24 protein-coding genes and 1 tRNA gene are annotated in these 25,801 nt (G+C 69.2%); 17 read left to right on the plus strand and 8 right to left on the minus strand.

Annotated features, from left to right (window positions below; translation table 11 throughout):
* Positions 1–36 precede the first annotated feature (36 nt).
* From GXW71_RS14255 to GXW71_RS14280, 6 genes are read left to right on the plus strand one after another with little or no spacing between them, the layout of a single operon-like run.
* Complete coding sequence (locus GXW71_RS14255) at positions 37–1,152, plus strand: NAD-dependent epimerase/dehydratase family protein (protein ID WP_211853189.1); 1,116 nt, start codon at positions 37–39, stop codon at positions 1,150–1,152.
* A complete protein-coding gene (locus GXW71_RS14260; RefSeq protein ID WP_211853190.1) occupies positions 1,149–2,237 on the plus strand; it encodes an SDR family NAD(P)-dependent oxidoreductase in 1,089 nt (362 codons plus the stop codon). Before GXW71_RS14255 ends, GXW71_RS14260 begins: the two co-directional genes overlap by 4 nt.
* On the plus strand, positions 2,234–3,370 hold the full coding sequence (locus GXW71_RS14265) for a glycosyltransferase family 4 protein (protein ID WP_367617306.1): 1,137 nt from the start codon (positions 2,234–2,236) through the stop codon (positions 3,368–3,370). Before GXW71_RS14260 ends, GXW71_RS14265 begins: the two co-directional genes overlap by 4 nt.
* Complete coding sequence (locus tag GXW71_RS14270; RefSeq protein ID WP_211853191.1) at positions 3,367–4,518, plus strand: CgeB family protein; 1,152 nt, start codon at positions 3,367–3,369, stop codon at positions 4,516–4,518. The genes GXW71_RS14265 and GXW71_RS14270 overlap by 4 nt, the downstream gene beginning before the upstream one ends.
* Complete coding sequence (locus GXW71_RS14275; protein WP_211853192.1) at positions 4,515–5,285, plus strand: TIGR04290 family methyltransferase; 771 nt, start codon at positions 4,515–4,517, stop codon at positions 5,283–5,285. Before GXW71_RS14270 ends, GXW71_RS14275 begins: the two co-directional genes overlap by 4 nt.
* On the plus strand, positions 5,282–6,172 hold the full coding sequence (locus GXW71_RS14280) for a glycoside hydrolase 5 family protein (protein ID WP_211853193.1): 891 nt from the start codon (positions 5,282–5,284) through the stop codon (positions 6,170–6,172). The genes GXW71_RS14275 and GXW71_RS14280 overlap by 4 nt, the downstream gene beginning before the upstream one ends.
* Before the next feature lie 17 nt (positions 6,173–6,189).
* Here the strand turns inward: GXW71_RS14280 and GXW71_RS14285 are convergent, their stop codons facing one another.
* Positions 6,190–6,420 carry a hypothetical protein gene (locus GXW71_RS14285; protein ID WP_211853194.1) on the minus strand — a complete coding sequence of 77 codons (231 nt, stop codon included), beginning with the start codon at positions 6,418–6,420 and terminating at the stop codon, positions 6,190–6,192.
* 232 nt (positions 6,421–6,652) lie between these two features.
* On the opposite strand from GXW71_RS14285, the gene GXW71_RS14290 reads away from it, so the two are divergent.
* From GXW71_RS14290 to GXW71_RS14325, 8 genes are all read left to right on the plus strand, one after another.
* Complete coding sequence (locus tag GXW71_RS14290; protein WP_211853195.1) at positions 6,653–7,738, plus strand: CgeB family protein; 1,086 nt, start codon at positions 6,653–6,655, stop codon at positions 7,736–7,738.
* A gap of 2 nt (positions 7,739–7,740) precedes the next feature.
* Positions 7,741–8,592, plus strand: a complete 852-nt coding sequence (locus tag GXW71_RS14295) for a sugar phosphate nucleotidyltransferase (protein ID WP_211853196.1) — start codon at positions 7,741–7,743, stop codon at positions 8,590–8,592.
* 2 nt (positions 8,593–8,594) lie between these two features.
* Positions 8,595–9,407 carry a PIG-L deacetylase family protein gene (locus tag GXW71_RS14300; protein WP_211853197.1) on the plus strand — a complete coding sequence of 271 codons (813 nt, stop codon included), beginning with the start codon at positions 8,595–8,597 and terminating at the stop codon, positions 9,405–9,407.
* Entirely contained in the window at positions 9,404–10,465 is a 1,062-nt protein-coding gene (locus GXW71_RS14305) for a glycosyltransferase (RefSeq protein WP_211853198.1), read from the plus strand. Before GXW71_RS14300 ends, GXW71_RS14305 begins: the two co-directional genes overlap by 4 nt.
* Positions 10,449–11,495: a GNAT family N-acetyltransferase gene (locus tag GXW71_RS14310; protein WP_211853199.1), complete on the plus strand. Its 1,047-nt coding sequence runs from the start codon at positions 10,449–10,451 to the stop codon at positions 11,493–11,495. Before GXW71_RS14305 ends, GXW71_RS14310 begins: the two co-directional genes overlap by 17 nt.
* A complete protein-coding gene (locus tag GXW71_RS14315) occupies positions 11,492–12,619 on the plus strand; it encodes a phosphopentomutase (protein ID WP_211853200.1) in 1,128 nt (375 codons plus the stop codon). The genes GXW71_RS14310 and GXW71_RS14315 overlap by 4 nt, the downstream gene beginning before the upstream one ends.
* Positions 12,616–13,518 (plus strand): class I SAM-dependent methyltransferase, encoded by a 903-nt coding sequence (locus tag GXW71_RS14320; protein WP_211853201.1) that lies wholly within the window; start codon positions 12,616–12,618, stop codon positions 13,516–13,518. Before GXW71_RS14315 ends, GXW71_RS14320 begins: the two co-directional genes overlap by 4 nt.
* Before the next feature lie 91 nt (positions 13,519–13,609).
* Positions 13,610–14,107 carry a PRC-barrel domain-containing protein gene (locus GXW71_RS14325; protein WP_211853202.1) on the plus strand — a complete coding sequence of 166 codons (498 nt, stop codon included), beginning with the start codon at positions 13,610–13,612 and terminating at the stop codon, positions 14,105–14,107.
* A 167-nt stretch (positions 14,108–14,274) separates the two neighbouring features.
* Here GXW71_RS14325 and GXW71_RS14330 read toward each other — a convergent pair whose 3' ends face one another.
* From GXW71_RS14330 to GXW71_RS14340, 3 genes are read right to left on the minus strand one after another with little or no spacing between them, the layout of a single operon-like run.
* Complete coding sequence (locus GXW71_RS14330; protein WP_211853203.1) at positions 14,275–14,649, minus strand: response regulator; 375 nt, start codon at positions 14,647–14,649, stop codon at positions 14,275–14,277.
* A 24-nt stretch (positions 14,650–14,673) separates the two neighbouring features.
* The gene (locus GXW71_RS14335) at positions 14,674–18,201 is read right to left on the minus strand and encodes a CheR family methyltransferase (RefSeq protein ID WP_211853204.1); all 3,528 of its coding nucleotides are present in this window, start codon (positions 18,199–18,201) and stop codon (positions 14,674–14,676) included.
* Between the two features lie 51 nt (positions 18,202–18,252).
* Positions 18,253–19,263: a chemotaxis protein CheB gene (locus GXW71_RS14340; RefSeq protein ID WP_211853205.1), complete on the minus strand. Its 1,011-nt coding sequence runs from the start codon at positions 19,261–19,263 to the stop codon at positions 18,253–18,255.
* A gap of 176 nt (positions 19,264–19,439) precedes the next feature.
* Here GXW71_RS14340 and GXW71_RS14345 point away from each other — a divergent pair, with 176 nt between their 5' ends.
* Positions 19,440–19,817, plus strand: a complete 378-nt coding sequence (locus GXW71_RS14345; protein ID WP_211853206.1) for a response regulator — start codon at positions 19,440–19,442, stop codon at positions 19,815–19,817.
* 18 nt (positions 19,818–19,835) lie between these two features.
* Here the strand turns inward: GXW71_RS14345 and GXW71_RS14350 are convergent, their stop codons facing one another.
* A complete protein-coding gene (locus GXW71_RS14350) occupies positions 19,836–20,042 on the minus strand; it encodes a hypothetical protein (protein ID WP_211853207.1) in 207 nt (68 codons plus the stop codon).
* A gap of 510 nt (positions 20,043–20,552) precedes the next feature.
* Positions 20,553–22,151: an FAD-dependent monooxygenase gene (locus GXW71_RS14355; RefSeq protein ID WP_211853208.1), complete on the minus strand. Its 1,599-nt coding sequence runs from the start codon at positions 22,149–22,151 to the stop codon at positions 20,553–20,555.
* 174 nt (positions 22,152–22,325) lie between these two features.
* Between GXW71_RS14355 and GXW71_RS14360 the strand changes: the two genes are divergently transcribed.
* Positions 22,326–23,300, plus strand: coding sequence for a tripartite tricarboxylate transporter substrate binding protein (locus GXW71_RS14360; protein ID WP_211853209.1), 975 nt, complete (start codon positions 22,326–22,328; stop codon positions 23,298–23,300).
* A gap of 142 nt (positions 23,301–23,442) precedes the next feature.
* Positions 23,443–24,066, plus strand: a complete 624-nt coding sequence (locus tag GXW71_RS14365; protein ID WP_211853210.1) for a MarR family winged helix-turn-helix transcriptional regulator — start codon at positions 23,443–23,445, stop codon at positions 24,064–24,066.
* 336 nt (positions 24,067–24,402) lie between these two features.
* Here the strand turns inward: GXW71_RS14365 and GXW71_RS14370 are convergent.
* Positions 24,403–24,479 (minus strand) — tRNA-Arg (locus tag GXW71_RS14370).
* A 73-nt stretch (positions 24,480–24,552) separates the two neighbouring features.
* Positions 24,553–25,770: an MFS transporter gene (locus GXW71_RS14375; protein WP_211853211.1), complete on the minus strand. Its 1,218-nt coding sequence runs from the start codon at positions 25,768–25,770 to the stop codon at positions 24,553–24,555.
* Between the last annotated feature and the right edge of the window lie 31 nt (positions 25,771–25,801).

Genomic DNA, 25,801 nt, shown 5'->3' on the forward strand with positions numbered 1-25,801 from the left:
GCCTGCCCTGTCGATTGTTCGAAGGGGAGACCTGGCGTGACGGACACCATCCTGATCACCGGCGGCGCCGGCTTCATCGGCCGCCACCTCGCGCATGCCCTGCTCAAGAAAGGCCATCATGTGCGCGTGCTCGACAGCTTCATCGCGCAGGTGCACGGCGACCGCGGACAGGACGGCCTGGACCCGGATGTCGAAGTGATCCGGGGCGATGTGCGGGACGGCGATCTGGTGCGACAGGCGCTCGCTGGGGTCGACAGGGTGGTGCACCTCGCCGCCGAGGTCGGCGTCGGGCAGAGCATGTATGCGGTGGACCAGTATGTCTCCGTCAACGATCACGGCACCGCGGTACTGTTCCAGCAGCTCATCGCCAAGCCGGTGCGGCGCGTCGTGGTCGCATCCTCCATGAGCATCTATGGCGAAGGCCTCTACCGCGACGCCGATGGCGCGCTGATCGAGGACGCGGTCCGGCAGCCGCGTAGCGGCGCCGGCGCGTCCTGGGATCCGCTGGACGCGCAGCGACGGCCGCTGGTGCCGCTGCCGACGCCGGAGTGGAAGCGGCCGAACCTCGCCTCGGTCTATGCCATCACGAAATTCACGCAGGAGCGGCTGACGCTGACCCTGGCGCCGGCCTATGGCATGGAGGGCGCCGCGCTCAGGCTATGGAATGTGTATGGTCCGGGCCAGGCGCTTTCCAACCCCTATACGGGCGTGCTGGCCATCTTCGCGGCGCGGCTGCATGGCGGGCAGCCGCCGCTGATCTTCGAGGATGGCCTGCAACGCCGCGACTTCGTGCATGTGGAGGATGTCGCGCGGGCCTTCATGCTCGCGCTGGAGCATCCGAAGGCGTCGGGCGAGGTCTTCAACATCGCAAGCGGCGTCGATCGCACGGTGCAGGAGGTCGCCGCCGATCTGGCGCGGGCCATGGCGCGCCCGGGTATTGCACCACTCATCACCGGCAAGGCCCGCACCGGCGATATCCGGCACAATATCGCCGATATCACCAAGGCCCGGACGGCGTTGGGCTATGCCGCGCAACGCCTGGACTTCACCGCCGATCTTGCGGAACTCGCGGAATGGGTGGCGCGCCAGCAGGTGAAGGATCGTGTCGGCCAGGCCCGAAGCGAGCTGGAAGCGCGGGGGCTGGTCGCATGAACGGCCTCGCGGCGCCACCCCTCGCCGGGGCGCGGCCGGTCCTGGTCACCGGCGGTGCCGGCTTCATCGGCTCCAACCTCGCCGACCGGCTCGCGCAGGAAGGCCACCACGTCCTCATCTATGATGCGCTGCTGCGGCCGGGGGTGGAGGCCAATCTGGATTGGCTGAAGCAACGCCATCCGCGGCACATCGCCGCCAGCATCGCCGATATCCGGGACGCCAGCGCGCTGGCAGCCGCAGTGGCCGAGGCGCAGGCGGTCTTCCATCTGGCGGCGCAGGTCGCGGTCACCACCAGCCTTTCGGATCCGCGCCTGGATTTCGAGGTCAACCTCGGCGGCAGCTTCAACCTGCTGGACGCGCTGCGCCGGCGCGGCGCGCCGGTGCCGCTCATCTTCGCCAGCACCAACAAGGTCTACGGCGACCTCGCCGACATCGCGCTGGAATGCGTCGGCGACGCCTATCTGCCGAAGGATCCCGCGCTCCGCGCCACCGGCATCGGAGAGGAGCGCCCGCTCGATTTCCACACGCCCTATGGCTGCTCGAAAGGTGCGGCCGATCAGTATGTGCTGGATTTCGGCCGCGCCTATGGCTTCCCGACAACGGTGCTGCGCATGAGCTGCATCTACGGCCCACGGCAGATGGGGACCGAGGACCAGGGCTGGGTGGCGCATTTCCTGATCCGTGCCCTGCGCGGGGAGCCGATCAGCATCTATGGCGACGGCTGCCAGGTGCGCGATGTGCTGGACGTGCACGACGCGGTGTCCGCCTATCTGGAGGCTTGGCGCCGTATCGACCAGGTGCGTGGCCGCAGCTTCAACCTCGGCGGCGGTCCCACGAATGCCATCAGCCTGCGCCAGCTCGTGGCGCATATGGGGACGCTCGTCGACCATCCGGTGGAGACCCGCCACGGGGACTGGCGTGCGGGCGACCAGCGCTACTACGTCTCCGATACCCGGAGCGTAAGGGCGGCGCTCGGTCTGCCGGCACCGCGGCCATGGCGTGAGGGCGTATCGGCGCTCGCCGAATGGCTGCGCGGGCAGGCCAGCAAAGCGGCGGCAGCGAGGATGGAGGCCGCGGTCCCGTGACGGCCCGGCGTGGACGGGAAGGTGGCATCCGCCTGTTCATGACCGCGGACGCGGTTGGTGGCGTCTGGACCTACGCGCTGGACCTGGCGCAAGGCCTTGCCGCGCATGGCGTCACGACGACCCTGGCCGTTCTCGGCCCGGCGCCCGGCACCGACCAGATCGCGCTCGCCGATGCCGTCCCGGGCCTCTCGCTGCAGGTCACGGCGCTGCCGCTCGACTGGCTCGCCGCGCATGATGGGGAGGTTCTGGCGGCGGGCGCGGAGATCGCCGCCGCCGCCCGCGCCGCCGGGGCCGATATCGTCCATCTGAACAGCCCCGCCCTGGCGGCGGCGGGCGGCTTTCCCGCACCGGTCGTGGGTGCCTGCCACTCCTGCCTCGCGACCTGGTGGGCGGCCGTGCGCAACGGTCCGATGCCGCCCGACTTCGCGTGGCGGACCGATCTGCTCCGGCGCGGCTATGCCACAGCGACGGCGCTGGTGACGCCGAGCCAAGCCTTCGCGCGGGCGACGACGGAGGCCTACGCATTGCCGCTGCCGCCGCACGCGATCCACAATGGCCGGAGCCCGGCGCGGATAGGCGGGGCCGCGCCGACGGCGGTGCCGGACTTCGTCTTCACCGCCGGTCGGCTTTGGGATCCCGGCAAGAACCTGTTGGCGCTGGATCGCGCCGCCGCCCGCCTGCCGGTCCCCGTCCTGGCGGCAGGGCCATTGCGCGGCCCGGAGGGCAGCGAAGTCGCGCCGAAGCACCTCATCGCGCTCGGCCCGCTCGACGCGCGGGCCATGACGGAGAGGCTGCGGGCCAGGCCGATCTATGCCGCCCTGGCCCGCTATGAGCCCTTCGGTCTTGCAGTGCTGGAAGCGGCGCAGGCCGGCTGCCCGCTGGTGCTGTCCGACATCCCGACCTTCCGGGAGCTCTGGGACGACGCTGCCCTCTTCGTCCCGGCCGATGATGACGAAGCCGCCGCAGCAGCGATCATCCGGCTTCTGGCCGACAAGCCGATGCGCTCGAGGCTCGGCCTGGCCGCGCAGCGCCGGGCACGTCGCTACAGCGTCAGCGCCATGGCAGCCGCGACATTCGAGCTCTACCGATCGCTGCTCCGCCGCACCGGCCGGAGCGAGGAGGCGGCTGCATGAGGATCGTCTACTTCACCCATTCCCTCCTCTCCTGCTGGAACCACGGCAACGCGCATTTCCTGCGCGGCATGCTGCGTGAGCTGGCGCAGCGGGGCCATGACGTCCTCGCCTGCGAGCCGATGCAGGCCTGGAGCCTGGAGAACCTGCTGCGCGATCATGGGCAAGCGGGGCTCGGCGCATATTACGCCGCCTATCCCGAGTTGCGGTCGCAGCTCATCGCATCGGAGGAGGATATCGGGGCGGCGCTGTCCGGCGCCGACCTGGTGCTCGTGCACGAATGGAACGAACCGGCGTTGGTCGCGCGCATCGGCAGGGCGCGGCGGCAGGGTGGCCGCTTCACGCTGCTGTTCCACGACACGCATCACCGCGCGGTCAGTGACCCCGACGCCATCCGCCGCTTCGACCTCGACGGCTATGATGGTGTCCTCGCCTTTGGGGAGACCCTGGCGGCTGTATATCGGCGCTGGGGCTGGGGCGATCGCGTCTTCGTCTGGCACGAAGCCGCCGATACCAGGTTGTTCCATCCGCCGGCGCGGGAGCGGCGGCGGGATGGCCTGGTCTGGATCGGCAACTGGGGCGACGACGAACGCAGCGCGGAGCTGGAAGGCTTTCTGCTGCAGCCAGCGCACGCCGTCGGCATGCCGCTCGACATCTATGGCGTGCGCTATCCCGAAGCGGCGCGGCTCGCTCTGGACCGCCATGGCGCGCGGTTCCGCGGCTGGCTGCCGAATGCGCGCGTGCCGGAGGTCTTCGCACACCACTTGGCGACCGTGCATGTCCCGCGCCGCTTCTACGTGACGATGCTGCCGGGCATTCCGACCATCCGGGTATTCGAAGCCCTGGCCTGCGGCATCCCGCTGGTCTCCGCGCCCTGGGAGGATTCGGAAACGCTGTTCCGCCCCGGCCGCGATTATCTCGTCGCCCGGACGGAGGCCCGCATGGTCCAGCATCTGCGGACGCTGCGCGAGGACGCCGCACTTCGCCAGTCGCTCGCCGCCAGCGGGCTGGAGACGATCCGGGCCCGGCATGGCTGTGCCCATAGGGTCGACGAACTGCTGACAATCCTGACGCGGCTGCAACGCGCGCCCACCGATCCGGGTGCCGCCACCAGCACGCCGGGAGAGCGAGAGGGAGCGCTGCTGTCATGAACCGGATCCAACCCTGGTCGCGCGAGGAGATCCAGCAGCGCGTGGAAGCGCTCGGCCCCTGGTTCCACAACCTCGACCTCCAGGGCGTGCGCACCGCGCCGGAGCATTTCCTCGGCGACTATCCGGCGATCAAGTGGGGCCGCTTCGCGCATGCCATTCCCCAGGACCTCACCGGGCTCAGCGTGCTCGATATCGGCTGCAATGCCGGCTTCTATTCCATCGAGATGAAGCGCCGCGGTGCCGAGCGCGTGCTCGGCATCGACTCGGATGAGGAGTATCTGGAGCAGGCCCGCTTCGCCGCGGATGTCAGCGGCGCCCGGATCGAGTTCCGGAAGCTGTCCGTCTATGACCTGGGCGCGCTCGGCGAGCGCTTCGATCTCGTGCTCTTCATGGGCGTGCTCTACCACCTCCGGCACCCGCTGCTGGCCCTGGATTTGATCCATGAGCACGTGGCCCGCGACCTGCTGGTCTTCCAGTCGATGCAGCGCGGCGCATCCACGGTCGAGCCGGTGCTGGAAGACTACGAATTCTGGGACGAGGCGCTCTTCGATCGGCCGAGCTTCCCACGCCTGCATTTCATCGAACATCGCTATGCGCATGATCCGACCAACTGGTGGGTGCCGAACCGGGCCTGCGCAGAGGCCATGCTACGCAGTGCCGGCTTCGCCATCACCGAGCGAGCCGAGGACGAAGTCTATGTTTGCCGACGCGTCGACGCGCCTGACGGCGCCGGCGCCGTCTATCCGGCCAGGGGGAGAGAGCCGTGATCGAAGCCGCGATGATCTGGAACGAACCCAACAACAAGTCGCATTGGGATCCGGAGGTGGATCCAGGCTGGGGGCTGTTCGCCGATATGGCGAAGGTGGCAGGGCAAGCGATCCGGGCGGAGCATTCGACCCTGCCGCGGGTGCTCGGCGGCATCTCTCCCATCGATCCCGACTTCATCCGAAACATGGCCGGCAAGGGTGTTCTGGATCAGATGGACGCGGTCGCGGTGCACGGCTTCCCGCTCGACTGGAATCTCTGGCAGATCGGCGAATGGCCGGCGAAGCTGCGTGAGATCCAGGCGGTGACGGACCTGCCGGTCTGGGTCTCCGAGGTCGGCGTCTCCTCCTTCGGGGCCGAGGAGGTACAGGCCTGGGGCCTCGATCGCACCGCCGAGCTGCTCAAAGGCCGCGCACCGCGCATCCATTGGTACAGCCTTTGCGATCTGCCGCGCGCCTGGGGAGCGACAACGCGGCATCGCGAGGCCGAGGGATCCTCCTATTACCGCCATTTCTACATGGGGCTGCTGCGGGAGGACGGGACGCCGAAGCCATCCTTCGATGCCTTCGCCGCGCACACGCCGGAGCTCGGCCTCTGCCAGTGGTTCCATTTCGAAGATCATCGGTTGGACGACGCGGTCGCCTGGATGCGGCAACTCGGCGTGCGCTATCTCCGCACCGGGCTATCCTGGGCCGACAGCTTCCGCCCCGACGCGCTGGCCTGGTTCGACCGGCAGATGCAGGCGCTTGAGGAGTTCGACGTCACCGTCACCTTCTGCTTCACGCCGGAGCATCGCGGCATCGCTCCGCACCACACCAGTGCGCCGCTGATGAAGGAGGAGTTCGCGGAGTTCTGCGCGGCGATGGTGCGGCGCTACGCCAAAGGCTGAGCGTCGCGCCGGCCGGATCATCGCGCGGCGTCGTGGTCGCCGTGCTGACGACGCTCCAGCGTGTCGCGACCGATGATCTTGCTGAACATGCTGTCCTTCTCATAGAGCAGGGCGAGGTTAGCCTTGTCGAACTGCTCGAAGAACTCCTCCCAGGCGATCTCCGTCAACACCTCGTGCTCCGACCGCGGCACGTCGGGAAACATGATGCGTATGACGCCGATGGAATCCCCGGTGTGAGTGCGTTTCACCGTGGCGGGTCTGCGGGCGCTCCTTCCCTCCGCGGGCGCTCTGCAGCTAACGCATCAGACAGCCGCCGGTTCACGACGGGCATGTGAACGAGGGAACCGAGCGGGCTCCTCGCGCGTTCAGGAACAACATGTCACCGGGCGTCGCCATGCTCCTCGACCATGATCCTGGCCTGTCCTCCCATCTGGCTGATCCGCTGTTGCTGGAAAGACCGGGCCGGCAGAGGGGCAGCCCATGAAGCTGGTCATCTTCGGCCTCAGCATCACCTCCTCCTGGGGCAACGGTCATGCCACGCTCTGGCGCTCCCTCTGTCGCGCCCTGACGCGACGGGGGCATCGCATCACCTTCTTCGAACGCGACGTCTCTTGGTACGCCGGTGCCCGCGACCTGGAGGAGATGCCGGGCCTCGAGATCGTCCTCTACGCGGACTGGGAGAGCCTGCGGCCTCGTGCCGCTCGGGAGGTGATGGAGGCGGATGTGGCCATGGTCACATCCTATTGTCCGGATGGCATCGCGGCCTCTGCCCTGGTGCTGGCGTCGCGGGCCGCGCGCGTCTTCTATGATCTCGATACGCCGGTGACCCTGGCGGCGCTGGCCACCGGTGACAGGCCGGCCTATCTCCCGCCCGAAGGCCTCGGCGATTTCGACCTCGTGCTCAGCTTCACCGGCGGCGCGACGCTCGAGCGGCTGCGGAAGGAACTCGGCGCCCACCACGTCCTGCCGCTCTATGGCAGCGTCGATCCGCTGGCCCATCGGCCCGTCGCGCCGATGGCGGAGTACCGTGCCGACCTTTCCTATCTCGGCACCTATGCCGCCGATCGCCAGCCGGCCCTGGAAGCGTTCCTGATCGAGCCGGCGCGGCGATTGCCGCAGCACCGCTTTCTGATCGGTGGCGCCCAATACCCTTCGGACTTCCCGTGGACGGAGAACATCCACTTCGTCCGCCATATGCCGCCGCAGCAGCATCCAGCATTCTTCTCATCCTCCCGCATCACGCTGAACGTCACGCGGCGCGCCATGGCGGAGGCAGGATGGTGCCCATCCGGGCGGCTGTTCGAAGCCGCCGCCTGCGGCACGCCCCTGCTCAGCGATGCCTGGCCCGGCCTGTCGGACTTCTACACGCCGGGGCAGGAGATCCTGATCGCCCGCGACACCGCCGACGCCATGATGGCAATCCGGTGCGACGATGCCGAACTGAGACGGATCGCCGACCGCGCGCGCGAACGCACCCTCGATGAACACAGCGGGGACCGCCGTGCCCAGGACCTGGAAGCGGCGCTCGGGACGATCGCGGCAACCGCGATGCAGACGGAGGCCTGACCATGTGGGGCATCATCCCGGCCGCCGGAATCGGCAGCCGCATCCAGCCGCTGGCTTTTTCCAAGGAGCTGCTGCCTGTCGGCAGCCGCCTGGAGGACGGCGTCGAGCGACCGCGCGCGGTCAGCGAACACCTGATCGAGCGCATGATCGCGGCTGGCGTCGACAAGCTCTGCTTCGTCATCGCGCCCGGCAAGAGCGACATCGTGAACTACTACGGTTCGCGCATCGGGTCGGCCCAGATCACCTATGTGGTGCAGGCCGAGCCAGCCGGGCTTTGCGACGCGATCTTCTGCGCCTGCCCTTGCATCGCCCCGGGGGAACAGGTCGTGGTCGGGCTGCCGGACACGATCTGGTTTCCCCGAAGCGGCCTCGCCCTGCTGCCGGATCACGCGCTCTCCTTCCTGCTGTTCCCCGTCGAGCATCCGGAATTCTTCGACGCCGTCGTCACCGATGGCGCGGGGATGGTGCAGGAGATCCAGGTGAAGCAGCCGGATGCGCGATCGCATTGGGTCTGGGGCGCCTTCCGCATGCCCGGGCATGTCCTGCACGAGCTGCATGCGCTATGGCAGGAGCCCGGCCGCGGCGACGAGTATGTCGGCACCTTGGTCAATGCCTGGCTGGCGCGCGGCGGGCGCGCCCACGGCGTTTGTGCCGGCGAAACCTATGTCGATGTCGGCACCATGCATGGCTGGCGGGAGGCGGTGGCGCTGCTCGGCGCCCGCCCGGCCGAAGCGCCCGTACTGGTGCCGTTCCGGGCCTTGCAGCAGACCTCGCTCACGCATGCGGCGGCCCGGCGCTCCGACCAGATCCCGGCACAGGGCGCAGGCGGCGCCTCCCGGATAGGCGCGGACTGAGGATGGTGGCGGCGGAGCCTTTGCTCGCGCTGCTCGCCGACGGAGAGGCACCGGTCGACCTCCCCGCGCTGCTCGTCGCCGCGCATCCGGATGACGAGGTCATCGGCATCGGTGCTCAGCTATCGCGGTTCCGCGACATCACGCTGCTGCATGCGACGGATGGCGCGCCGCGCGACGGGCGTGACGCGGCAATGCATGGCTTCGCCGACGTCGAATCCTATGCCGCCGCGCGCCGGCGAGAGCTGCTGGAAGCGATCGCCGTCGCCGGGATCGCAGCCGATCGCGCGCTGGCATGCGGCATCCCGGATCAGCAGGCAACGCTGCGGCTCGCGGATCTCACGCGGCAACTCGCGGCACTCATCGCCGCGCGGCGTCCGGCGGCGCTCATCACCCATGCCTATGAAGGTGGTCATCCCGATCATGACGCGACCGCCTTCGCCGTGCACGCCGCGCTGCGTCTGACGGATGCCCCGCGGCCGACGCTGCTGGAGATGGCCGGCTACTACGCAGGGCCGCAAGGGATGGAGACGGGCTGCTTCCTGCCGATGGCCGGATGCGCGCCGGTCCGCCTCCCCGTCTCACCCGCGGCGCGGGAGAGCAAGCTGCGGATGATCGCCTGCTTCGCCACGCAGGCGCGGGTGCTGGCGGGCTTTCCGGTCGACGTCGAAGCCCTGCGCCCGGCGCCGCGATACGACTTCACGCGGCCGCCGCATCCCGGGCGGCTGCACTATGAAAATCATCCCTGGGGCATGACCGGCGGAATCTTCCGCCGGATGGCCGCGGAGGCCTTGCAGGCGCTGGAGGGCAACCGATGAGCCTCACGGTGCTGCAGGTCGCCTATCCCTTCGCCCCGATCGGCCCCGATGCGGTCGGCGGCGCGGAGCAGGTCCTGTCGCAGCTCGACCGCGCGGTGGAAGCGTCTGGCGGCCGTTCCATCGTCCTCGCCGCAGCCGGCTCCGCCGCGGCGGGCGAGCTGCTCGCGACGCCGCTGCCTCGCGGCGCGATCGCGGAGGAGGATCGCGACACGGTGCACGCCACCTACCGCGCCAGCATCGCCCGGCTGCTGCACAGCCGCCGCATCGATCTGGTGCACATGCATGGGCTGGATTTCGATCGCTATTTGCCCCCGCCCGGGCCGCCCACCCTGGTGACGCTGCATCTGCCGGCAGCCTGGTACCCGCCCGCCGCCTTGCGGCCGCAGCGGCCGGGGACCTGGCTGCACCCGGTGTCGCAGGCGCAGGGCCGGACCTGCCCGCCTTCCCCCGCCTTGCTGCCGCCAATCCCCAACGGCGTGCCCGTGGCGGATCTGCCGACACCGGTCTCCCGACGCGGCTTCGCGCTCTGCCTTGGCCGCATCTGCCCCGAGAAGAACCAGCACGCGGCCTTGCAAGCCGGCAGCCTCGCCGGGATGACGGTGCTGCTCGGCGGCCAGGTCTTCGCCTATGCGGAGCATGAACGGTATTGGCGGCAAGCCGTGCTGCCGCTGCTCGCGCACGGGCCGCACCGCTTTCTCGGGCCTGTCGGCTTCGCACGCAAACGCCGGCTGCTCAACGCCGCGCGCTGCCTGATCTCGGCGAGCATCGCACCGGAGACCAGCTCCCTCGTCGCCATGGAGGCGCTGGCCTGCGGCACGCCGGTGGTCGCCTTCCCATCCGGCGCGCTGCCGGAGATCGTCGAGCACGGGGTGACCGGCTACCTGGTCCAGGATGTGCAGGAGATGGCGGAGGCGATCCGGATGGTGCACCGGATCGATCCGGAGGCCTGCCGCGCGGCCGCGCGCACGCGCTTCTCCGCGGCCACTATGGCGGCCGCCTATCTCGACCTCTATGCGCGGCTCGTCGGACGGAGGCAGATGCATGCTGTCGTCGCCTGATGCCGCGCTCGATGTCGCCCTGGTCACGCAGACCGCCGGCTTGGAAGCGCTGCGGCCGGAATGGGAGCGGCTCTGGCTCCGATCCACCGGGGCGACGCCGTTTCAGTCGCCGGCCTGGCTGATCCCCTGGTGGCGGCACATCGGAGAAGGGGAGCTTCTGACGCTCGCCTTGCGGGCGCATGGTGCCCTGGTGGGGCTGCTGCCGTTCTATGTCTACGCCGCCGATGACGGTAGGCGTCACCTGTTTCCGCTGGGCATCGGGACGACCGATTATCTGGACGCGCTCGCCAGTCCCGGCAGCGAAGCCGCTGTCATGGCGACCGGGTTCCGGCAGCTTGCGGCGCTGGCCGACCGCTTCGACATCGCGGAATGGCCGCAGCTCCGGCCCGACGCGACGCTGCTGGAAGCGGCGCCGGCGGATTGGATGTCGCAGGTCGAGTCGGGCGACATCTGCCCCGCCACGCCGTTGCCGCCGGACCTGGACACCTTGGGTGCCGTGGTGTCCCGCAAGACGCTGCGCGACCTCCGCACTGCCCGCAGGCGGGCGGCAGAAGCCGGTGCTCTCCGCTGGGAGGATGCGGGCGCGCGGGATCTCGACACCGTCTTCGACGCCCTGCTGCGCCTGCACACCGCGCAATGGGAAAGGCGGGGGAAAGCCGGGGTTCTGGCTGCGCCAGCGGTCCAGGCGGCGCACCGGGCGGCTCTGCCGGAGCTCCTGCGGGCCGGCCTGCTGCGCCTCCAGGCGCTGCATCTGGATGACGCGATCGTGGCCGTGCTCTACGCCCTCATCGATCCGCCGCAGCGTCCGGCGCGGCGGGTCTATCTCTATATCAGCGGCTTCGATCCCACGCTCGACCGGCTCAGCCCAGGCATGCTGCTGGTCGGCCACGCCATCGAGCAAGCCGTGAGCGAAGGCTTCGCCGCCCTCGATTTCCTGCGCGGGCAGGAACGCTACAAGTATTTCTGGGGCGCGGAGGACGAGCCGACCTTCCGCCGGACCCTTCGGCCGCCGGCGGGAGTGGGATCATGACGCGCTGCCTCCTCCTCGTGCTGGACAGCGTCGGCGTCGGTGCCGCGCCGGATGCGGCGGATTACGGGGATGAAGGTGCGGATACGCTCGGCCATATCATCGCGCGCACCGGCCTCCGCCTGCCGACCCTCTGGTCGCTCGGTCTCGGCCGCATCCTCGGCGAGGACGGGAAGGATGCGCCGCGCGCCAGCTATGGGCGCATGCGCGAACGCTCCACCGGGAAGGACAGCACCACCGGCCATTGGGAGATCGCCGGCATCGTGCTGGAGCAGCCCTTCGCGGTATTCGAACGCTTTCCCGACCCGCTCATGCAGGCGATCGAGGACGAGACCGGCCTGCGCTTCCTCGGCAACCGTCCAGCCAGCGGCACCCGGATCATCGACGAGCTCGGCGAGCAGCACATGCGGACCGGGGAACCGATCCTCTACACCTCGGCCGACTCTGTCCTGCAGATCGCGGCGCATGAGGCGGTCATCCCGATCGAGCGGCTCTACGCGGTCTGCGAAGCGGCCCGCCGCCACGCCGATGCCTGGCGCATCGGCCGGGTGATCGCCCGGCCCTTCATCGGCACCCCCGGTGCCTTCACCCGCACGGAACGGCGGCATGATTTCTCGATGCGGCCGCCGCCCACGGTGCTGGATGCGATCAGCGAAGCCGGCATCGCGGTGCAAGCCGTCGGCAAGGTCGCCGACCTCTTTGCCGGGCAGGGCATCACCGACGCGCACCCGACCGGCAGCAATGCCGAAGGGATGCGGGTGACCGAAGCGCTGTGGCGACAGGCGGAGGCCGGCCTGGTCTTCACCAACCTGGTCGATTTCGACACGCTCTACGGCCACCGGCGCGACGTTGCCGGCTATGCCGCGGCGCTGGCGGAACTCGATGCCTGGCTCGGCACCCTGCTGCCGCAGTGCCGCGCCGATGACGTCGTCATCATCACTGCCGATCACGGCAATGATCCGACCCATCACGGCACCGATCACACGCGGGAGGAGGTGCCGCTGCTGGTGCTGCATGGCGGCCGCGCCGCACCGCTCGGCACACGCGACGGCTTCGCTGACGTGGCGGCTTCACTTGCGGTGGCTTTCGGCATCGCGCCCTGGCGCCGCGGCCATCCCTTCCTATGACGCCGGGCCGGACCGGATGGCCGGATACGGCGCAGCGCGCCGTCGAGGATTTCGTGGCGGGCGGAATATCGGCGCCGGTCGCGCTGATGCGCCTTGCGCTGACCGGCCTGCCTGTGGAGGCGATCATCGCCGCGCTGGAGGCGGAGGGGCGGCTGGCGCCGCTGCTGGCGGTTGCACGGCAGCGGCGCGCCGGCCTACGGCGATTGGAGGCCATGGTGCGAAGCGGCGCCGCGCATGGCGCCGAGCCTTCGCCGGAGGCCGCCGTTATGGCGAACCGCGCCATGTTCGATCGCCTGGTGCAAGTGAGCCCGGAGGCGAGCGTCGCCGCCTATTCCCTCGGCGACCCGGCGCTGCTCGATGCCGCGACCGGCGAGGTCGTCGCGTGGTTGCGCGGCCTGGGGCTGCTGGAATGCCGGCCGCGCATCCTGGATCTCGGCTGCGGCATCGGCCGCATTGCCAAGGCCTTGGCGCCGCATGCCAGCCGCGTGCTCGGCCTCGACGTTTCGCCCGGCATGATCGACGCGGCGCGGGCGCGCTGCCAGGACACGCCCGGCCTCGATTTCGCGCTGACCTCCGGCCATGATCTGGAGGGGCTGGAGGCGGCCGGCTTTGATCTGGTGCTGGCGGTCGACGTCTTCCCCTATCTCCTCCAGGCTGGCCGCGCGCTCGCGGACCGCCATGTCCGCGATGCCGGCCGGCTGCTGCGGCCGGGCGGCAGCCTGGTGATCCTGAATTTCAGCTATCGCGGGATCGAGGAGGACCGGGCCGATCTGCCCGACATCGCGGAGCGGCATGGCTTCGCATTGCTGCGCAATGGCACGCGTGAGTTCCCGCTCTGGGACGCCCATGCCTTCTGGCTGCGCCGAGCGACGGTGGAGGCAAGCCCAACGGCGCCGTGACCCCCGCTGCCGTGAACTCCGGCCGAGCCCGGACGTTTGTGAGACAGCCCATCCGGGCTAGCCGGACGGGCACCCTCGCGGAGGACCTCCCATGCGACGCCATGTCCTTGCCAGCTTCGCCTTCGCTGCCGGCGCCATGCTGCTGCCGGGCAGCATCCTCGCTCAGGGCCAACCCGCCAATCCGGGCGCGCGCCCGACGCCGATGCCCCCCACCGAGCCCGGCAGCAGCACGCCGGCGCCGGTGCGGCCCTCGCCGGAAGCCACCAGCCCGGGGGCGCCGCGCGCGGCTTCCGCACCCGCAAGCCAGGGCCTCGAAGGGCAGCGCGCCAGCGCGCTGATCGGCTCCAACGTCTACAATGACGGCAACGACAGCATCGGCAGCGTGCGCGATCTGCTGCTGGCGCCGCAGGGCGGCCAGATGACGGCCGTTCTGTCCGTCGGCGGCTTCCTCGGCATCGGCAGCAAGGATGTCGCGGTGCCGTTCACCGAGCTGCGCTGGAATGCCGAGCGGGAGCGCTGGGTGTTGCCGGGTGCGACGGCGGAGAACCTGCGGGCCCGGCCGGAATTCAACTTCCGCAACACCCGCTGACACCGAAGCCCGGCAGCGCATCAGTCGCCGCGGTGCCTGACAGCGGGTCGCGCGGGAGAAGACGTCGCGGATCGAGGGCGGACTGAGCCACCGTTCTTCGGTCACGCTGCGCCGGCAACGGTGCCCGATCAGGCGGCGCCGGCTTCTGAACAAGCCGGCACCTCCTTTTAGCGACGCCCCCATTGGCTGAGAAGATTGATGATCGCGGATTCCGCGACCGGCTTCTCGATATAGGGCACGTCGCGAAATTCGGGGGCTATGGCACTCCGGTCGTAGCCCGTCACCAACGCGAAGGGGGTGCCGCGGGATCGCAGCACGGCGGCGACCTCGTAGATCGGCTGGCCGTTCACGTTCACATCCAGCAGCGCCAGATCCGGAAAAGTCGCCTCGAGCGTCGTCAAGGCCGCGGGTACTCGTGGCAGCGGGCCGATGACGCTGCCGCCCAGACGCTCGACGATGGCCCGCAATTCCTCGGCGATCAAATACTGATCCTCGACGATGAGGACGGTGCGGCCTCCCAACGGTGCATCGGCAGCGGTCATCGGCAATCTCCTGCGCGGGCGCTGTCAGCCGCGGTTCGGATTGAGCGCGAGCACATGCTGGCTGAGCGGCAGTTCCACCCGGCAGCGGGCGCCACCCGGAGGAAATTCCAAGGATGTGACGGCCGCGAGGTCGTAGGTGAGGCCGCGTTCGATGAGGCTCCGGCCGAAGCCTGACCGCGCCGGCTGCTTCGCCGGCAGCCGCATACCGTGCTCCTGCCATTCGAGGACCAGCCGCTCACCGCCGCCGCTGTTCACGATCTGCCAGCGGATGGCGAGCCGCCCTTTCCCATTCGACAGTGCCCCGTACTTCACGGCATTCGTCGCCAGTTCATGGATCGCGAGCGCCAGGGCCTCGGCCGCCTTGTCCTTCAACAGGATGGCAGGCCCGTCGATCTCGACCTGGCCATCCTCATGGCCGGGAATGGCCATCAGCTCATCCCGCATCAGCTCGTGCAGGGTCAGGCCCTCCGCCCCGCGGTTGGCGAGCAGCCCCTGGGCGCGAGCCAGCGCGTCGATCCTGCCGAAGAAGCGCGCACTGAATTCAGGGAGGGATTCTGAGCTCTCGACCGACCGAGCCGTGATGGAGCGCACGACCGCGAGGATGTTCTTCACGCGGTGCTGCAGCTCGGAGACCAGCAGGGCCTGCTGTGCCTCCGCCTTCCGCCGGTCGTCCACGTCCTGAAGCACGCCCATGAGGTGTCCCTCCGAGCGTGCGCCGGTGATGCGAACCCAGACCTCACCGCCGGCGACCAGCATGCGGACCTCGGCATCCAGCATGTCGCCTGCCTTGGCCCGTTCGAAGGCCCCCGCCAGCGTTTCCCGGTCCTCTGCATGGGCGGCCGCGACCAGGGTGGTGAGCGTTGGGAACGGCGGGAACCGGAACGCCTTGTCGAACCCGTCCGAATGGGTGAAGCGCCCGGTCCCGACGTCCATCTCCCAGGTCGCGAGCCGGGCGGCCAGGGTCGCGAGGCGCGCGCGCTGCTCGGCCGCGAGCAGCGCAGCCTGGGCACGCGCCGTGGCCGTGATGTCGAGGAAGGTCAGCACTGCGCCGGCGATGAAATTGTCGACGCTGCGATAGGGCAGCACCCGGACCAGGTAGTGCCTGCCGCCGGGCGCCCCGATCTCACGCTCGATCGTCGTCAGTGTCCGGAGCACGCGGTGGAGGTCCTCCGCCATATCCGGATAGGGCACGCGCGCGGCGATATGAGTGATCGGGCGGCCCAAATCGCTTTCGATCAGATGGAACACCTCCGACATGCTCGGCGTGAAGTTCTTCACCCGCAAATCATTGTCGAGGAAGAGGGTCGCGATCTGCGTCGATTCGAGCAGGTTCTTCAGGTCGCTATTGGTCCGTGCCAGCTCGCCGACGCGGTGCGCCAGCTCGCCATTGACCGTCTGCAGCTCCTCATTGACCGACTGCAGCTCCTCCTTCGAGGTCTCCAGCTCCTCGTTGGCGCTTTGCAGCTCCTCGTTGATCGACTGGTATTCCTCATTGGAGGATTTCAGTTCCTCGTTGGTGCTTTCCAGCTCCTCGATCGTGGTCTGCAGCCGCTCCTTGGTGAGACGCAGCTCCGCTTCCAACCGCTGCACAAGCTCATCGCGCAGCACCGCCGGATCGCGCGGGGCATCTTCACGATCTGCAGCGTGATCGGGGCCGTAGTCGTGGAACAGCACGACGAAATGCAGCGGGTCCTGTGGGCTCTCCGTCAACGGCTCCACGGTCAGGCCGACCCGACGGGCCTCACCATCCATGCCCATGCGCAGCGGCAGGACGCGCATGGGTTTGCGCTCCGTCGCCGTCTTGTGCAGCGCCGCGCGCAGGTCGAGGCGGAGGTCGCGATGCACGAGGTTCAGCAGGTTCAGGTTCGCCGCCCCGTTGCTCGGATCCAGAAAGGGGCCCGTGCGGCCGGAGAAGTTGAGGACCATCAGGTCCTCGTCGGTGATCACATAGGCGGGTGCATAGCGTTCCACCAGACGCTCGGCGCGCTTGCCCAGTGTGCCACTCGGCGCCAGGCGCTGCGGAGCCGCCGCATCGATTGTGGTGCGCAGGGCGTCCGATCGCGCGCTGAGCGGGAATTCCGGCAGCACCCGCATGGTGGTTTCCTGCCGGCGGAAGATGCGATGCTTCCGGTCCGCAGGCTGGAACAGCTTCGTGTGGCGGGTGACGTTCTCGGAAGGGCCGAGGAAGAGATAGCCACCCGGCCGCAACGAGAAATGGAACAGTGGAATGACGCGGTCCTGCAGGTCGCCGTTCAGGTAGATCAGCAGGTTGCGGCAGGACACCAGGTCGATGCGGGAGAAGGGTGCGTCCTTGATGACGTTGTGCGCCGAGAAGATGCACATCTCCCGCAGGTCCTTATGGATGGCATAGGTGCCGCCTTCCTTGACGAACCAGCGCGCCAGCCGCTCCGGCGTAAGATCCTTCTCGATGCTCTGCTGGTAGCGGCCGGTCCGCGCCACCGACAGCGCGCGGGCGTCGATGTCCGTGGCGAAGATCTGCACATGCGGCGGCGAGTCGAGGTGTCCCAGCGCTTCGCGGATGAGGATCGCCAGCGAATAGGCTTCCTCGCCCGTCGCGCAGCCCAGCACCCAGACGCGCAGCGTATCGCCCGCCCTCTTGCCCTTAAGCAATTCGGGGATGACACGCTGCCGCAGCAGGTCGAACTCGGCCGGGTCGCGGAAGAACTGCGTGACCCCGATCAGCAGGTCCTGGAACAGGTTCTGCGTCTCTTCGGGCTCGGCCCGCAACCGCTCCACGTAAGCATCCAATTCCCTGATCCGCAGCACATGCATCCGGCGCTGAATGCGGCGCAGGAAGGTATTCGCCTTGTAGCCGTGAAAATCATGTCCGGTCAGATTGCGCAGGATGGTGGCGATCGCGGGCAGCCGGCTTTCGCCGTCCCGCAGGATGCTGGCGGCGTCGGACCTTTCGTCCAGCTCCCGCAGATGGGCGATCAGGGTGGTGAGGCGCTCGGGGAATTCGGCGAGCGGCAGGCTCATATCGGCCATCCCCGCCGCACCGGCAGGCTGACCTTGTCCGGCCGCAGGCTCCCTCGGCGCCTCGGCCAGGGCCAGGCCTCCGCAGGCTTTCAGATGCGCGATCCCGAGGCTGCCGGCATCGGTCACCCCGGCCAGGATGATGCCGACCGCGGCCTCCCCCTGCTGTTCGGCGAGCGAGATCAGGAAAGTGTCGATGGTTCCCCGATGGCCGGCCTGCTGCTCGGGCGGGCGCACGCGTAGCCGCCCGCCCTCGAAGCTGGTCATCGTGCCGATCGGCGCCACGTAGACGCGGTCCGGTTCCAGCGGCTCGCCATCCTCCGCCGTCACCGCGGGCGGTCTGCCATCGCTGTTGAGCGCCTTCCGCAGCGCCTCGGTGTCGATCGCGTCCTTGGATTCGGAAACGATGACGAGGGCGGCGCCGGTGATCCTGGGCAGGGACGCGAGAAGCTGCACCAGCGACTGGAAGTCGGAGGCCGCGACGCCCACCCCGACAACCGCGACGAGGCTGGGTTTGGCTTCGGAAAAGCCGACGGCGCGCTCCTGATCGTTCAAGACGCTCGCTCCTTGGATCCTGGTGCAGCTTACATGCGAAGCGGGAGGGCTTTAAGACGCTTCCGGCTCTGCCCCGCGGGCGGCGCGCAGCTCCAGCGTGGCCGCGCGGCGCAAGGTATCCGCATAGCCGGCATATTCCACGGCCCGCGCCTCATAAAGTTCCGCCACGGCTGTCCGCCCGCCGTCCCGGGCATCCCGGGCCATGCGCGTCACCAGCTCGGTGCGCTCCTCCATCAGACGCATGGCGATGCGGACGGCGTCGCTGACCGTGGTGTCCTTGGCGGCCATCGCCGCCTCCGCGGTGAAGGCATCCCCGATCTGGCAGCGATAGCGCAGCGGGCCGCTTCCTTTGATCTCCGAGAGCACGCCCTGGCAATGCGGGCAGGTCAGGGCGGTCGGCTCGCCGATCTTCCGAAGCTGGTCGGACCCGAGCCGCTGCCCCGCGGCGATCGCGACCTCCAGTTCCAGCTCCGGCGAGGCGGGCACGGCGGGAGCGGCGTCGGTGCCGACCATCGCCGTGAGCAGGCGCGGCAGCTCGGCCACGCGTCCGACGTGGTCGACCTCGACGGCTTCGAGAGCTGCGCGTGGCATGCCATCGGCTTCGGCATCCAGGGGATGCTGGACCATGGCAACGCCGCCCACGGCCTTGATCGCGTGCAGCCCGGCGGCGCCGTCATTGAGGAGGCCCGTGAGGATCAGCCCGACAACCCTTGGTCCATAAGCCAGGGCGGCGGATCGGAACAACGGGTCGATGGCGGGCCGGGCCATGTTCTCCCGTGGTCCAGTGCCCAATAGGATGGTGCCGTTCAGGAGCAGCAGGTGCCGGTCCGGCGGCGCGATATAGACCCGGCCTGGCTCCACGGGTTGGCCGTCGACCGCTTGGTGGACGGGGAGGGCCGTCGCCCGCTTCAGTGCTTCCGGCAGATGGCTGACGCTGCGGGACGAGATATGCGTGGCGACGAGGATCGCCGCCGGCAGGTCCGGAGGAAGGCTGCCCAGGATATGCTTGAGAACGGCCGTGCTCCCGAACGAGCCGCCGATGACCACGATGTCACGCTGCATGACTGCCGCCCATGCGCCGGCAATGGCGCTGATCGGGCAATCCTGGCGCAGGCAGAAGGTTGCAAAGGCCGGAGGATCTACACGTCGGCGTTACGGTCGGCGTTGATCTATATTGCTGCGGACCGCTGACATCGCGCGCTAAGCTTGGCGCTTGGCTGGGAGCGATCGGGTGATCCATGCGCCAAATCCCCCGCGTTGAACCGGGGCGGGCGACCGTCCTCGTCGTCGAGGATGAATGGCTCATCGCGACCCAGATCGCGCACGATCTGCAGAGCCTGGACTGCCGCGTGCTGGGGCCGGCCCCGAGCGTGGCCGTCGCGCGGGCTTTGCTGGAGGATGAGGTTCCTCGGGCCGCCCTTCTCGACATCCGCCTGGGGCGGGAGACCGTCTTCGCCCTTGCCGATCTGCTGACTGACCGCAAGGTGCCTTTCGCCTTTCTCACGGCGTTCACCCGTGACGACTTGCCCCCGCGCTTCGCGGATTGCCCCCTGCTCACCAAGCCCTTCGGCGGTGGTGCGCTGAAAGCGGAAGTGGCCGCCCTGCTCAGGCCCTGAAGCTGCGCAATCGGTGCTTCACGGGCGAAGGAAGCAGGGATGTGTGCGCCACTCGGCAGCACGGGCAAGTGCCGAATGGCGGCGATTGCCTTGGCTGCGCTGGCCCTCGTCGGGTGCCGGCGCGAAGAGCGGCGCGTCCGGCTCGACCCGCCCGTCGCCGCGGCGCTCGACGCGGTCGCCGTCATGCCAGTCGGCATCGGCGGCCGCCCGCCGGAGCCCAGGCACAGGATACGCACATGCAGCCGCCATGCTTGTTCTGGCGGCGCAGCGCCAGCGCCGTGCTGCCGGCATTGCCTTCGCGCTGCAGGATTGCGCCAAGCGCCCTGACCGAGTCCCAGCCGCCCGATGGACCATGGTAGTCCGCGTGCGCCACCTTCTCTGCCATGTGAGCGGTCCGATCTTCAGCGGTGATGCCCAGCTCGGCATGAACCGCCGGAAGACTTTGAGGTTGCTTCGTCGGCCCGATCAGAGGCCGTGCATCGCGATCGGTGTGGCATCCGAAGTCCGCGATCTTGGGTGGCCCTTATCGGCCCCCGCCGGTCCGCCGAATGCGTGGCGCTGCAGGGCAGCCGACATGGCATGAAAGCCAAGAGGATAGGGACGCAATAGCGGCGACGCTCTCGGCGAGGTCAGGCCGGCCCCTCTCCGGGACTAGGGCCTGACCGTCGCCGGCGACTACGACCTCATCCCACCAGGAGGCCATCCATGACCCGGACGCTGCACGCCCGCCTTGCTCTATTGGCCAACCGCTTTGGCGAGCACATCCTCGGCCTGTTCATGGAGCCGATCGGATGCCCAGGCCACGAATTGATCGGGGCGCACGAGCAGATGCTCGGCGCCATACTGCGCGCGGGCCTGATCCTCGGTGCAGGGGATGATCGTGAGCGGGATGCCCCGGCCTTCGGCCGCCGCCCGAAAGCGCCGCGCCACCTCCGCATCGCCTGACGGGGTCAGCAGGCTGAAGCCGCGTCCCAGCACGTCGTAGACATTCCGCCCCGGCTGCACGAGGAGCGGTGCGAGGTGATGGCCCGGCCGCGCGGCATAGGCATGTGATCCGACGGCGCCCGGCGAAGCGCCCGGCGCCCCGCAGATGATCGAGGATCCTTCATAGTGCGGCTCGAAGGACCCGACTTCGGATGTCGCGCCGTTCCTCCTCTCCTGCCAGGCCTGCTCGAAACCCTCCCGGTCCCGGGCGGGATCGAAGCGGCGCAGGAAGTCGCGATCGATCTCGATTGACTTCTCGATGAAGTCGCGGGCGGTGGAGACGAAAACCGGCCGCCTTTCCTCCGTGTAGCTGTCGAGCAGGCGCGGCCCCGCCCAACCCTGCAGCGTGGCTGCCAGTTTCCAGCCGAGATTCACCGCATCCTCGAACCCCGTATTGACGCCGTAGCCGCCATAGGGCGGATGGCTGTGCGCGGCATCGCCCGCGATGAAGACACGGCCCTGGCGGTAGCTATCGGCGATGGCGAAGCGCAGATCCCAGAAACCGACATGATCGAAGGCGACATCGAAGGACGCGCCGGCGGCCTCGTGCAGGAGGCGCGCAAAATCCATGCTGTCGCGCGTGGTGCCTGGCGGCACCGGGGCATGGAAGAACCAGGTCGTCCCCAGATCGACGCGACCGAAGAAGCGCCAATAGCCGTCGAGCTCGGGATGCAGCACGTTGAAGAAGGATTTTCCCGGGAAGCGCCGCAGCAGCTCATGCAGCCCGGATGAGCGGAAGACCAGCAGCACCATCAGCCGGTCGTGGTCGGTGTGCGTCTGGGTGATGCCCGCCGCCTCCCGCACCATGGAGCGGCTGCCGTCGCAGCCCACCAGGAAGCGCCCGCGCAGCAGGCGGCGGCGATCGCCGCCGCGTTCGGCGATGGTGACGCGAACCCCTTCGGCATCCTGCTCGCATGCCTCGGCCGACCAGCCGAAGAGCGTCTCGGCCTCCGGCAGCTCCGCCAGCCTGCGGCGCAGGACCGCCTCGGTCGCGTATTGCGGCAGTCGCTCATTGTCCGTGAAGTAGAAGGGCCGCACCAGCTCGCGCTGCAGCCAGTCATGGTGATAATCGCCGAGCAGCGTGCCATAGCTGGTCATGCCGCCGATGCCGTATTCGGGCGGAATGGTGCGGGCCGCGCGCAACGCCTTCTCCGCGCCCCAGAAATGGACATGCTCCATCGTCCTCTGGGTCAGGTTCTGACCCTTTGGAATCGGCTGCGGTGTCGCGTGGCGCTCGACCAGGATGCAGCGGATGCCGCGCAGCGCCAGGGTCAGGGCGAGGCCGACGCCGACCGGCCCGCCGCCGACGATGATCACCTCGGTCTCTGCGTCCTGCTGCGATCCGGTCATGCGGCCCATCCCCATCGCTCGCCGGCTGCGCGCCTTGTCCCACTGGGATCCCGGCGATGCTGCCGCTGCGCCATCTCATCAGACGTCTGACGATAGTCGTGACGTTATTGACAGACGTCTGACGATAAGTCCACCCTTTCCGCAATGACGGCAAGCAAGGGGCAGGAGAGGCCAATGCGCAGATGTCGGCTGTCGCGCCGCGGGATCGCCCTCGCCCTCCTCGCGCCGCTCGTCCCGGCGGCTGCCCGCGCGCAGCGGGTGGAAGGGCCGGTGGTGATCGTCATTCCCTATACGCCCGGCACCGGGCCCGACATCCTGGCGCGGCTCGCCTCGCCGGTCCTGCAGGCGCAGACCGGCCAGGCCGTCGTGGTGGACAACCGCCCGGGCGCAAGCGGGCTCATCGGCACCCAGGCGGTGGCGCGCGCCGCGCCGGATGGGCGCATGCTCATGCTGCAGCCCAATACCTTCGTGATGAACGCCAGCCTGTTCCGCCAGGTGCCCTATGACCCGGTCGGCGGCTTTACCCCCATCGCGCTGCTCACGCGCGGCGATCTCGCGCTGGTGGTCAATCCGCAGGTGCCGGCGCCGGATGCGCAGGCCTTTGCGGCGCTGGCGCGCGGCAGGCCGGGCGCGCTCGATTATGCCTCGCCCGGCAATGGTACGCCGCAGCATCTCGGCATGGCGCTGTTCGCACAACATGCCGGGGTGACGATGACGCATGTCCCTTATCGCGGTTCCGCGCCGGCGATTCAGGATCTGATCGCGGGTCGTGTCGCCGCCATGTTCCTGCCCGTGCACACCGCACTGCCGCTGGCGCAGGGCGGGCAGATCCGGATGCTCGCGCTGGGGGGCGAGACGCGCGCGGCCACCGCACCCGATCTGCCGACCCTCGCGGAAGCCGGCTTCCCGGGCGTGCAGGCCGATCTCTGGTACGGGCTGCTGGGGCCGGCCGGCCTGCCGGACAGCCTGGTCGAGCGGCTCAACAGCATCTGCAACGCCTGGCTGGCCGATCCCGGCACCGCCGAAGCGCTGCGTGCCCAGGGCATGGTGCCGACCCCGACGACGCCTGCCGGTTTTGCCGCCCTCGTCGCACGTGACCACGCCCGCTGGGCCCAGGTGATCCGCGACAACGGCATCACGGCCGACTAGAGCATGACCCGTTCGCTTGCGCTCACGGATCATGCTCTAGCCTTTTGTTTGGTCGCGTGATTCAGACTTTTCGGCGATTCCGCCTCAAGTCATCACGCTCTAGAAGACAGACACAGTTTCATAACCTGTCACGCCGGGACCGATGCCGCGAACCACGCTACCCAGGCGATCCTCATCCACATCACGTGGCGATCGCGCCGCAGCGAAGGCCGAAGCAACAGATCCGCAGGATCCTCAGGCTGGGAACGGCGCCGAGCTGCCCGGTCAGGCCTCCCTCCCTGCCCTGGAAACCGCGGCGCTGGCGGCGCTCTATGGGCGTCCCGGCTTCAAGCTTCGCCGGGCGCATCAGGCTGCGGCGTCGGTCTTTGCCGAGGAGTGCCGCGCCTTCGGCGTCACGACGACGCAGTACGGCATCCTGGTCGTGTTGCGGGAAAGGCCGGGTTTGGATCAGATCGGCGTGGCCAAGGCGCTCGGCCTCGATCGCTCCACCACGGCCATGGTGGTCGCGAAGCTGGAATCGCGCGCCCTGCTGCGGCGGAGCCCGTCACGGGAGGATCGCCGCAGGCTCGCGGTGACCCTGACGGCCAAGGGCATCCGGCTGCTGACGGAGCTGACCTCCGCAGCGGAGCGTGCACGCCAGCGCCTGCTCTCGCCGCTCACGGTCGCGGAGGCGGAGATGCTCAACGCGCTGCTCGAGAAGCTCCTGAACCATCATGACGCGGTGGTTCGCGTGCCGCTGGTGCGACCGGCGATGACGCCCACCTGAAGACGCAACCTTCGTCCCGACCTGCGCCTCCGCGATCTGATCGCGCTGCGGCTCTGGTGCAGCCTCGCCGACGCGGCCCTCGCGACTGCCGGCTGACCATGCCGCGGTGCCATGGCCGCGCTCGCAGGCGTGACCGTGTAGGACCTCGGAGGGATCGGGGGCCATCTTCGACCCGAGCCAGTGCGCGCGGCCCTTGCGAGATCTGCGCCTGCCGGGGCGAATGCGCTAGCCCGACGCACTCACTTTCCCGCCTGCTTCCGTGGTGATTCCGCAGTAGCGCCCGGCGCGGAACCGGCACGACACTTCGTTTCCAATCGGCTGTGAAAGCTGAAAATTTGGCGGACCCGAAAGGATTCGAACCTTCGACCTCTGCCTTCGGAGGGCAGCGCTCTATCCAGCTGAGCTACGGGTCCAGCCCGGGGCTTCTAGCCTGCCCGAAGCGGCGAAGGAAGCCCCGCCGGGCGCCGTGGCGCCCGGCGAGCCCGGTCAGGCGGCCACCCGCACCTCCCTGCCACGGCCGAGGCCGAGCATCAGGAAGGCGCCGGCGAGGACGGCCAGGCCGCAATAGGCGATCGCCCCCATCGCCCCGAAGCCATCCACCAGCAGCCCGCCGAGGATGGCGCCTGTCGCGATCGCGACCTGGAAGGCGGTGACCAGCAGCGCCCCCGCGGCCTCCGCATCCTGCCCCGCCGCGCGGGTGTTCCAGGTCTGCAGGCCCACCGGCAGCATGCCGAAAGCGAAGCCCCAGGCCGCCAGCGCCGCGAAGGCGATGGCCTGGGACGTGCCGAAGCCGAGCAGCGCGAAGGCCGCCCCCACCAGCAACAGCGCCCCGAGGCCGACTGCCATCCGCGCGCTGCGCTCCGCCACCAGCCCGCCCGCCAGGTTGCCGAAGAAGCCGCCGACGCCGAAGGCCAGCAGCACCAGCGACATCATCTCCACCGACAGGCGCGGCACCTGTTCCAGGAAGGGCCGCGTGTAGGTGAAGCCCGCGAAATGGCCGGAGATGACGAACATCACCACCACCAGCCCGATCCGGATCCCGGGCCGCCGGAACAGGCCGAGCATGCCGCCCCCCCCGCTGGCGGCCACCGGCGGCAGCTTCGGCATGGTCACGACCTGGATGACGAGCGCCACCGCCCCGATCACCCCCGCCGCCAGGAAGACCGCGCGCCAGCCCCAGAGATCGCCGAGGAAGGCGCCGACCGGTGCCGCGCAGACGGTCGCGAGCGAGACGCCGGTGAAGATGATCGACATCGCCCGCGGCAACAGCCGCGGCGGCACCAGCCGCATGGCCAGGGCCGCCGCCAGCGCCCAGAAGCCCCCGAGTGCCACGCCCAGCAGCACCCGCGCCGCCAGCAGCATCACCACATGCGTGGCGAAGGCCGCCATCAGGTTGGAGGCCAGCAGCAGCAGGCTCAGCCCCCAGACCACGAAGCGGCGGTCGATGCGGGCCGTGCCGAGCACGACGAGCGGCGCCGCCACCGCCGCGACCAGCGCCGTCGCCGTCACCGTCTGCCCCGCTGTCCCGTCGGAGACGGCGAGGTCGGCCGCGATCGGCGTCAGCAGGCTGGCGGGCAGGAATTCGGCCGTGACCAGGCCGAAGACACCGAGGGCCAGGGAAACCACCGCGGCCCAGGCCGCGCCCGCCCTTTCGGCGGCGGCGGCAGGCGCCATATCGGCGCCGAGAGAGAGCGAATCCGGCATGAGAAACCCATAGCTCTGTTGCGTTGCAGCA

It is taken from the genome of Plastoroseomonas hellenica, from assembly GCF_018129085.1.
GTDB lineage: Bacteria > Pseudomonadota > Alphaproteobacteria > Acetobacterales > Acetobacteraceae > Plastoroseomonas > Plastoroseomonas hellenica.

Excerpts from the sequence above, each read along its gene's own strand:
- GXW71_RS14345 (WP_211853206.1), top strand. The coding sequence starts at position 19,440 with ATGCGCCAAATCCCCCGCGTTGAACCGGGGCGGGCGACCGTCCTCGTC.
- GXW71_RS14330 (WP_211853203.1), bottom strand. The coding sequence starts at position 14,649 with ATGACCGCTGCCGATGCACCGTTGGGAGGCCGCACCGTCCTCATCGTC.
- GXW71_RS14290 (WP_211853195.1), top strand. The coding sequence starts at position 6,653 with ATGAAGCTGGTCATCTTCGGCCTCAGCATCACCTCCTCCTGGGGCAAC.
- GXW71_RS14365 (WP_211853210.1), top strand. The coding sequence starts at position 23,443 with ATGCCGCGAACCACGCTACCCAGGCGATCCTCATCCACATCACGTGGC.
- GXW71_RS14325 (WP_211853202.1), top strand. The coding sequence starts at position 13,610 with ATGCGACGCCATGTCCTTGCCAGCTTCGCCTTCGCTGCCGGCGCCATG.
- GXW71_RS14300 (WP_211853197.1), top strand. The coding sequence starts at position 8,595 with ATGGTGGCGGCGGAGCCTTTGCTCGCGCTGCTCGCCGACGGAGAGGCA.
- GXW71_RS14260 (WP_211853190.1), top strand. The coding sequence starts at position 1,149 with ATGAACGGCCTCGCGGCGCCACCCCTCGCCGGGGCGCGGCCGGTCCTG.
- GXW71_RS14315 (WP_211853200.1), top strand. The coding sequence starts at position 11,492 with ATGACGCGCTGCCTCCTCCTCGTGCTGGACAGCGTCGGCGTCGGTGCC.
- GXW71_RS14355 (WP_211853208.1), bottom strand. The coding sequence starts at position 22,151 with ATGACCGGATCGCAGCAGGACGCAGAGACCGAGGTGATCATCGTCGGC.
- GXW71_RS14295 (WP_211853196.1), top strand. The coding sequence starts at position 7,741 with ATGTGGGGCATCATCCCGGCCGCCGGAATCGGCAGCCGCATCCAGCCG.
- GXW71_RS14360 (WP_211853209.1), top strand. The coding sequence starts at position 22,326 with ATGCGCAGATGTCGGCTGTCGCGCCGCGGGATCGCCCTCGCCCTCCTC.
- GXW71_RS14320 (WP_211853201.1), top strand. The coding sequence starts at position 12,616 with ATGACGCCGGGCCGGACCGGATGGCCGGATACGGCGCAGCGCGCCGTC.
- GXW71_RS14375 (WP_211853211.1), bottom strand. The coding sequence starts at position 25,770 with ATGCCGGATTCGCTCTCTCTCGGCGCCGATATGGCGCCTGCCGCCGCC.
- GXW71_RS14340 (WP_211853205.1), bottom strand. The coding sequence starts at position 19,263 with ATGCAGCGTGACATCGTGGTCATCGGCGGCTCGTTCGGGAGCACGGCC.
- GXW71_RS14305 (WP_211853198.1), top strand. The coding sequence starts at position 9,404 with ATGAGCCTCACGGTGCTGCAGGTCGCCTATCCCTTCGCCCCGATCGGC.
- GXW71_RS14310 (WP_211853199.1), top strand. The coding sequence starts at position 10,449 with ATGCTGTCGTCGCCTGATGCCGCGCTCGATGTCGCCCTGGTCACGCAG.
- GXW71_RS14270 (WP_211853191.1), top strand. The coding sequence starts at position 3,367 with ATGAGGATCGTCTACTTCACCCATTCCCTCCTCTCCTGCTGGAACCAC.
- GXW71_RS14275 (WP_211853192.1), top strand. The coding sequence starts at position 4,515 with ATGAACCGGATCCAACCCTGGTCGCGCGAGGAGATCCAGCAGCGCGTG.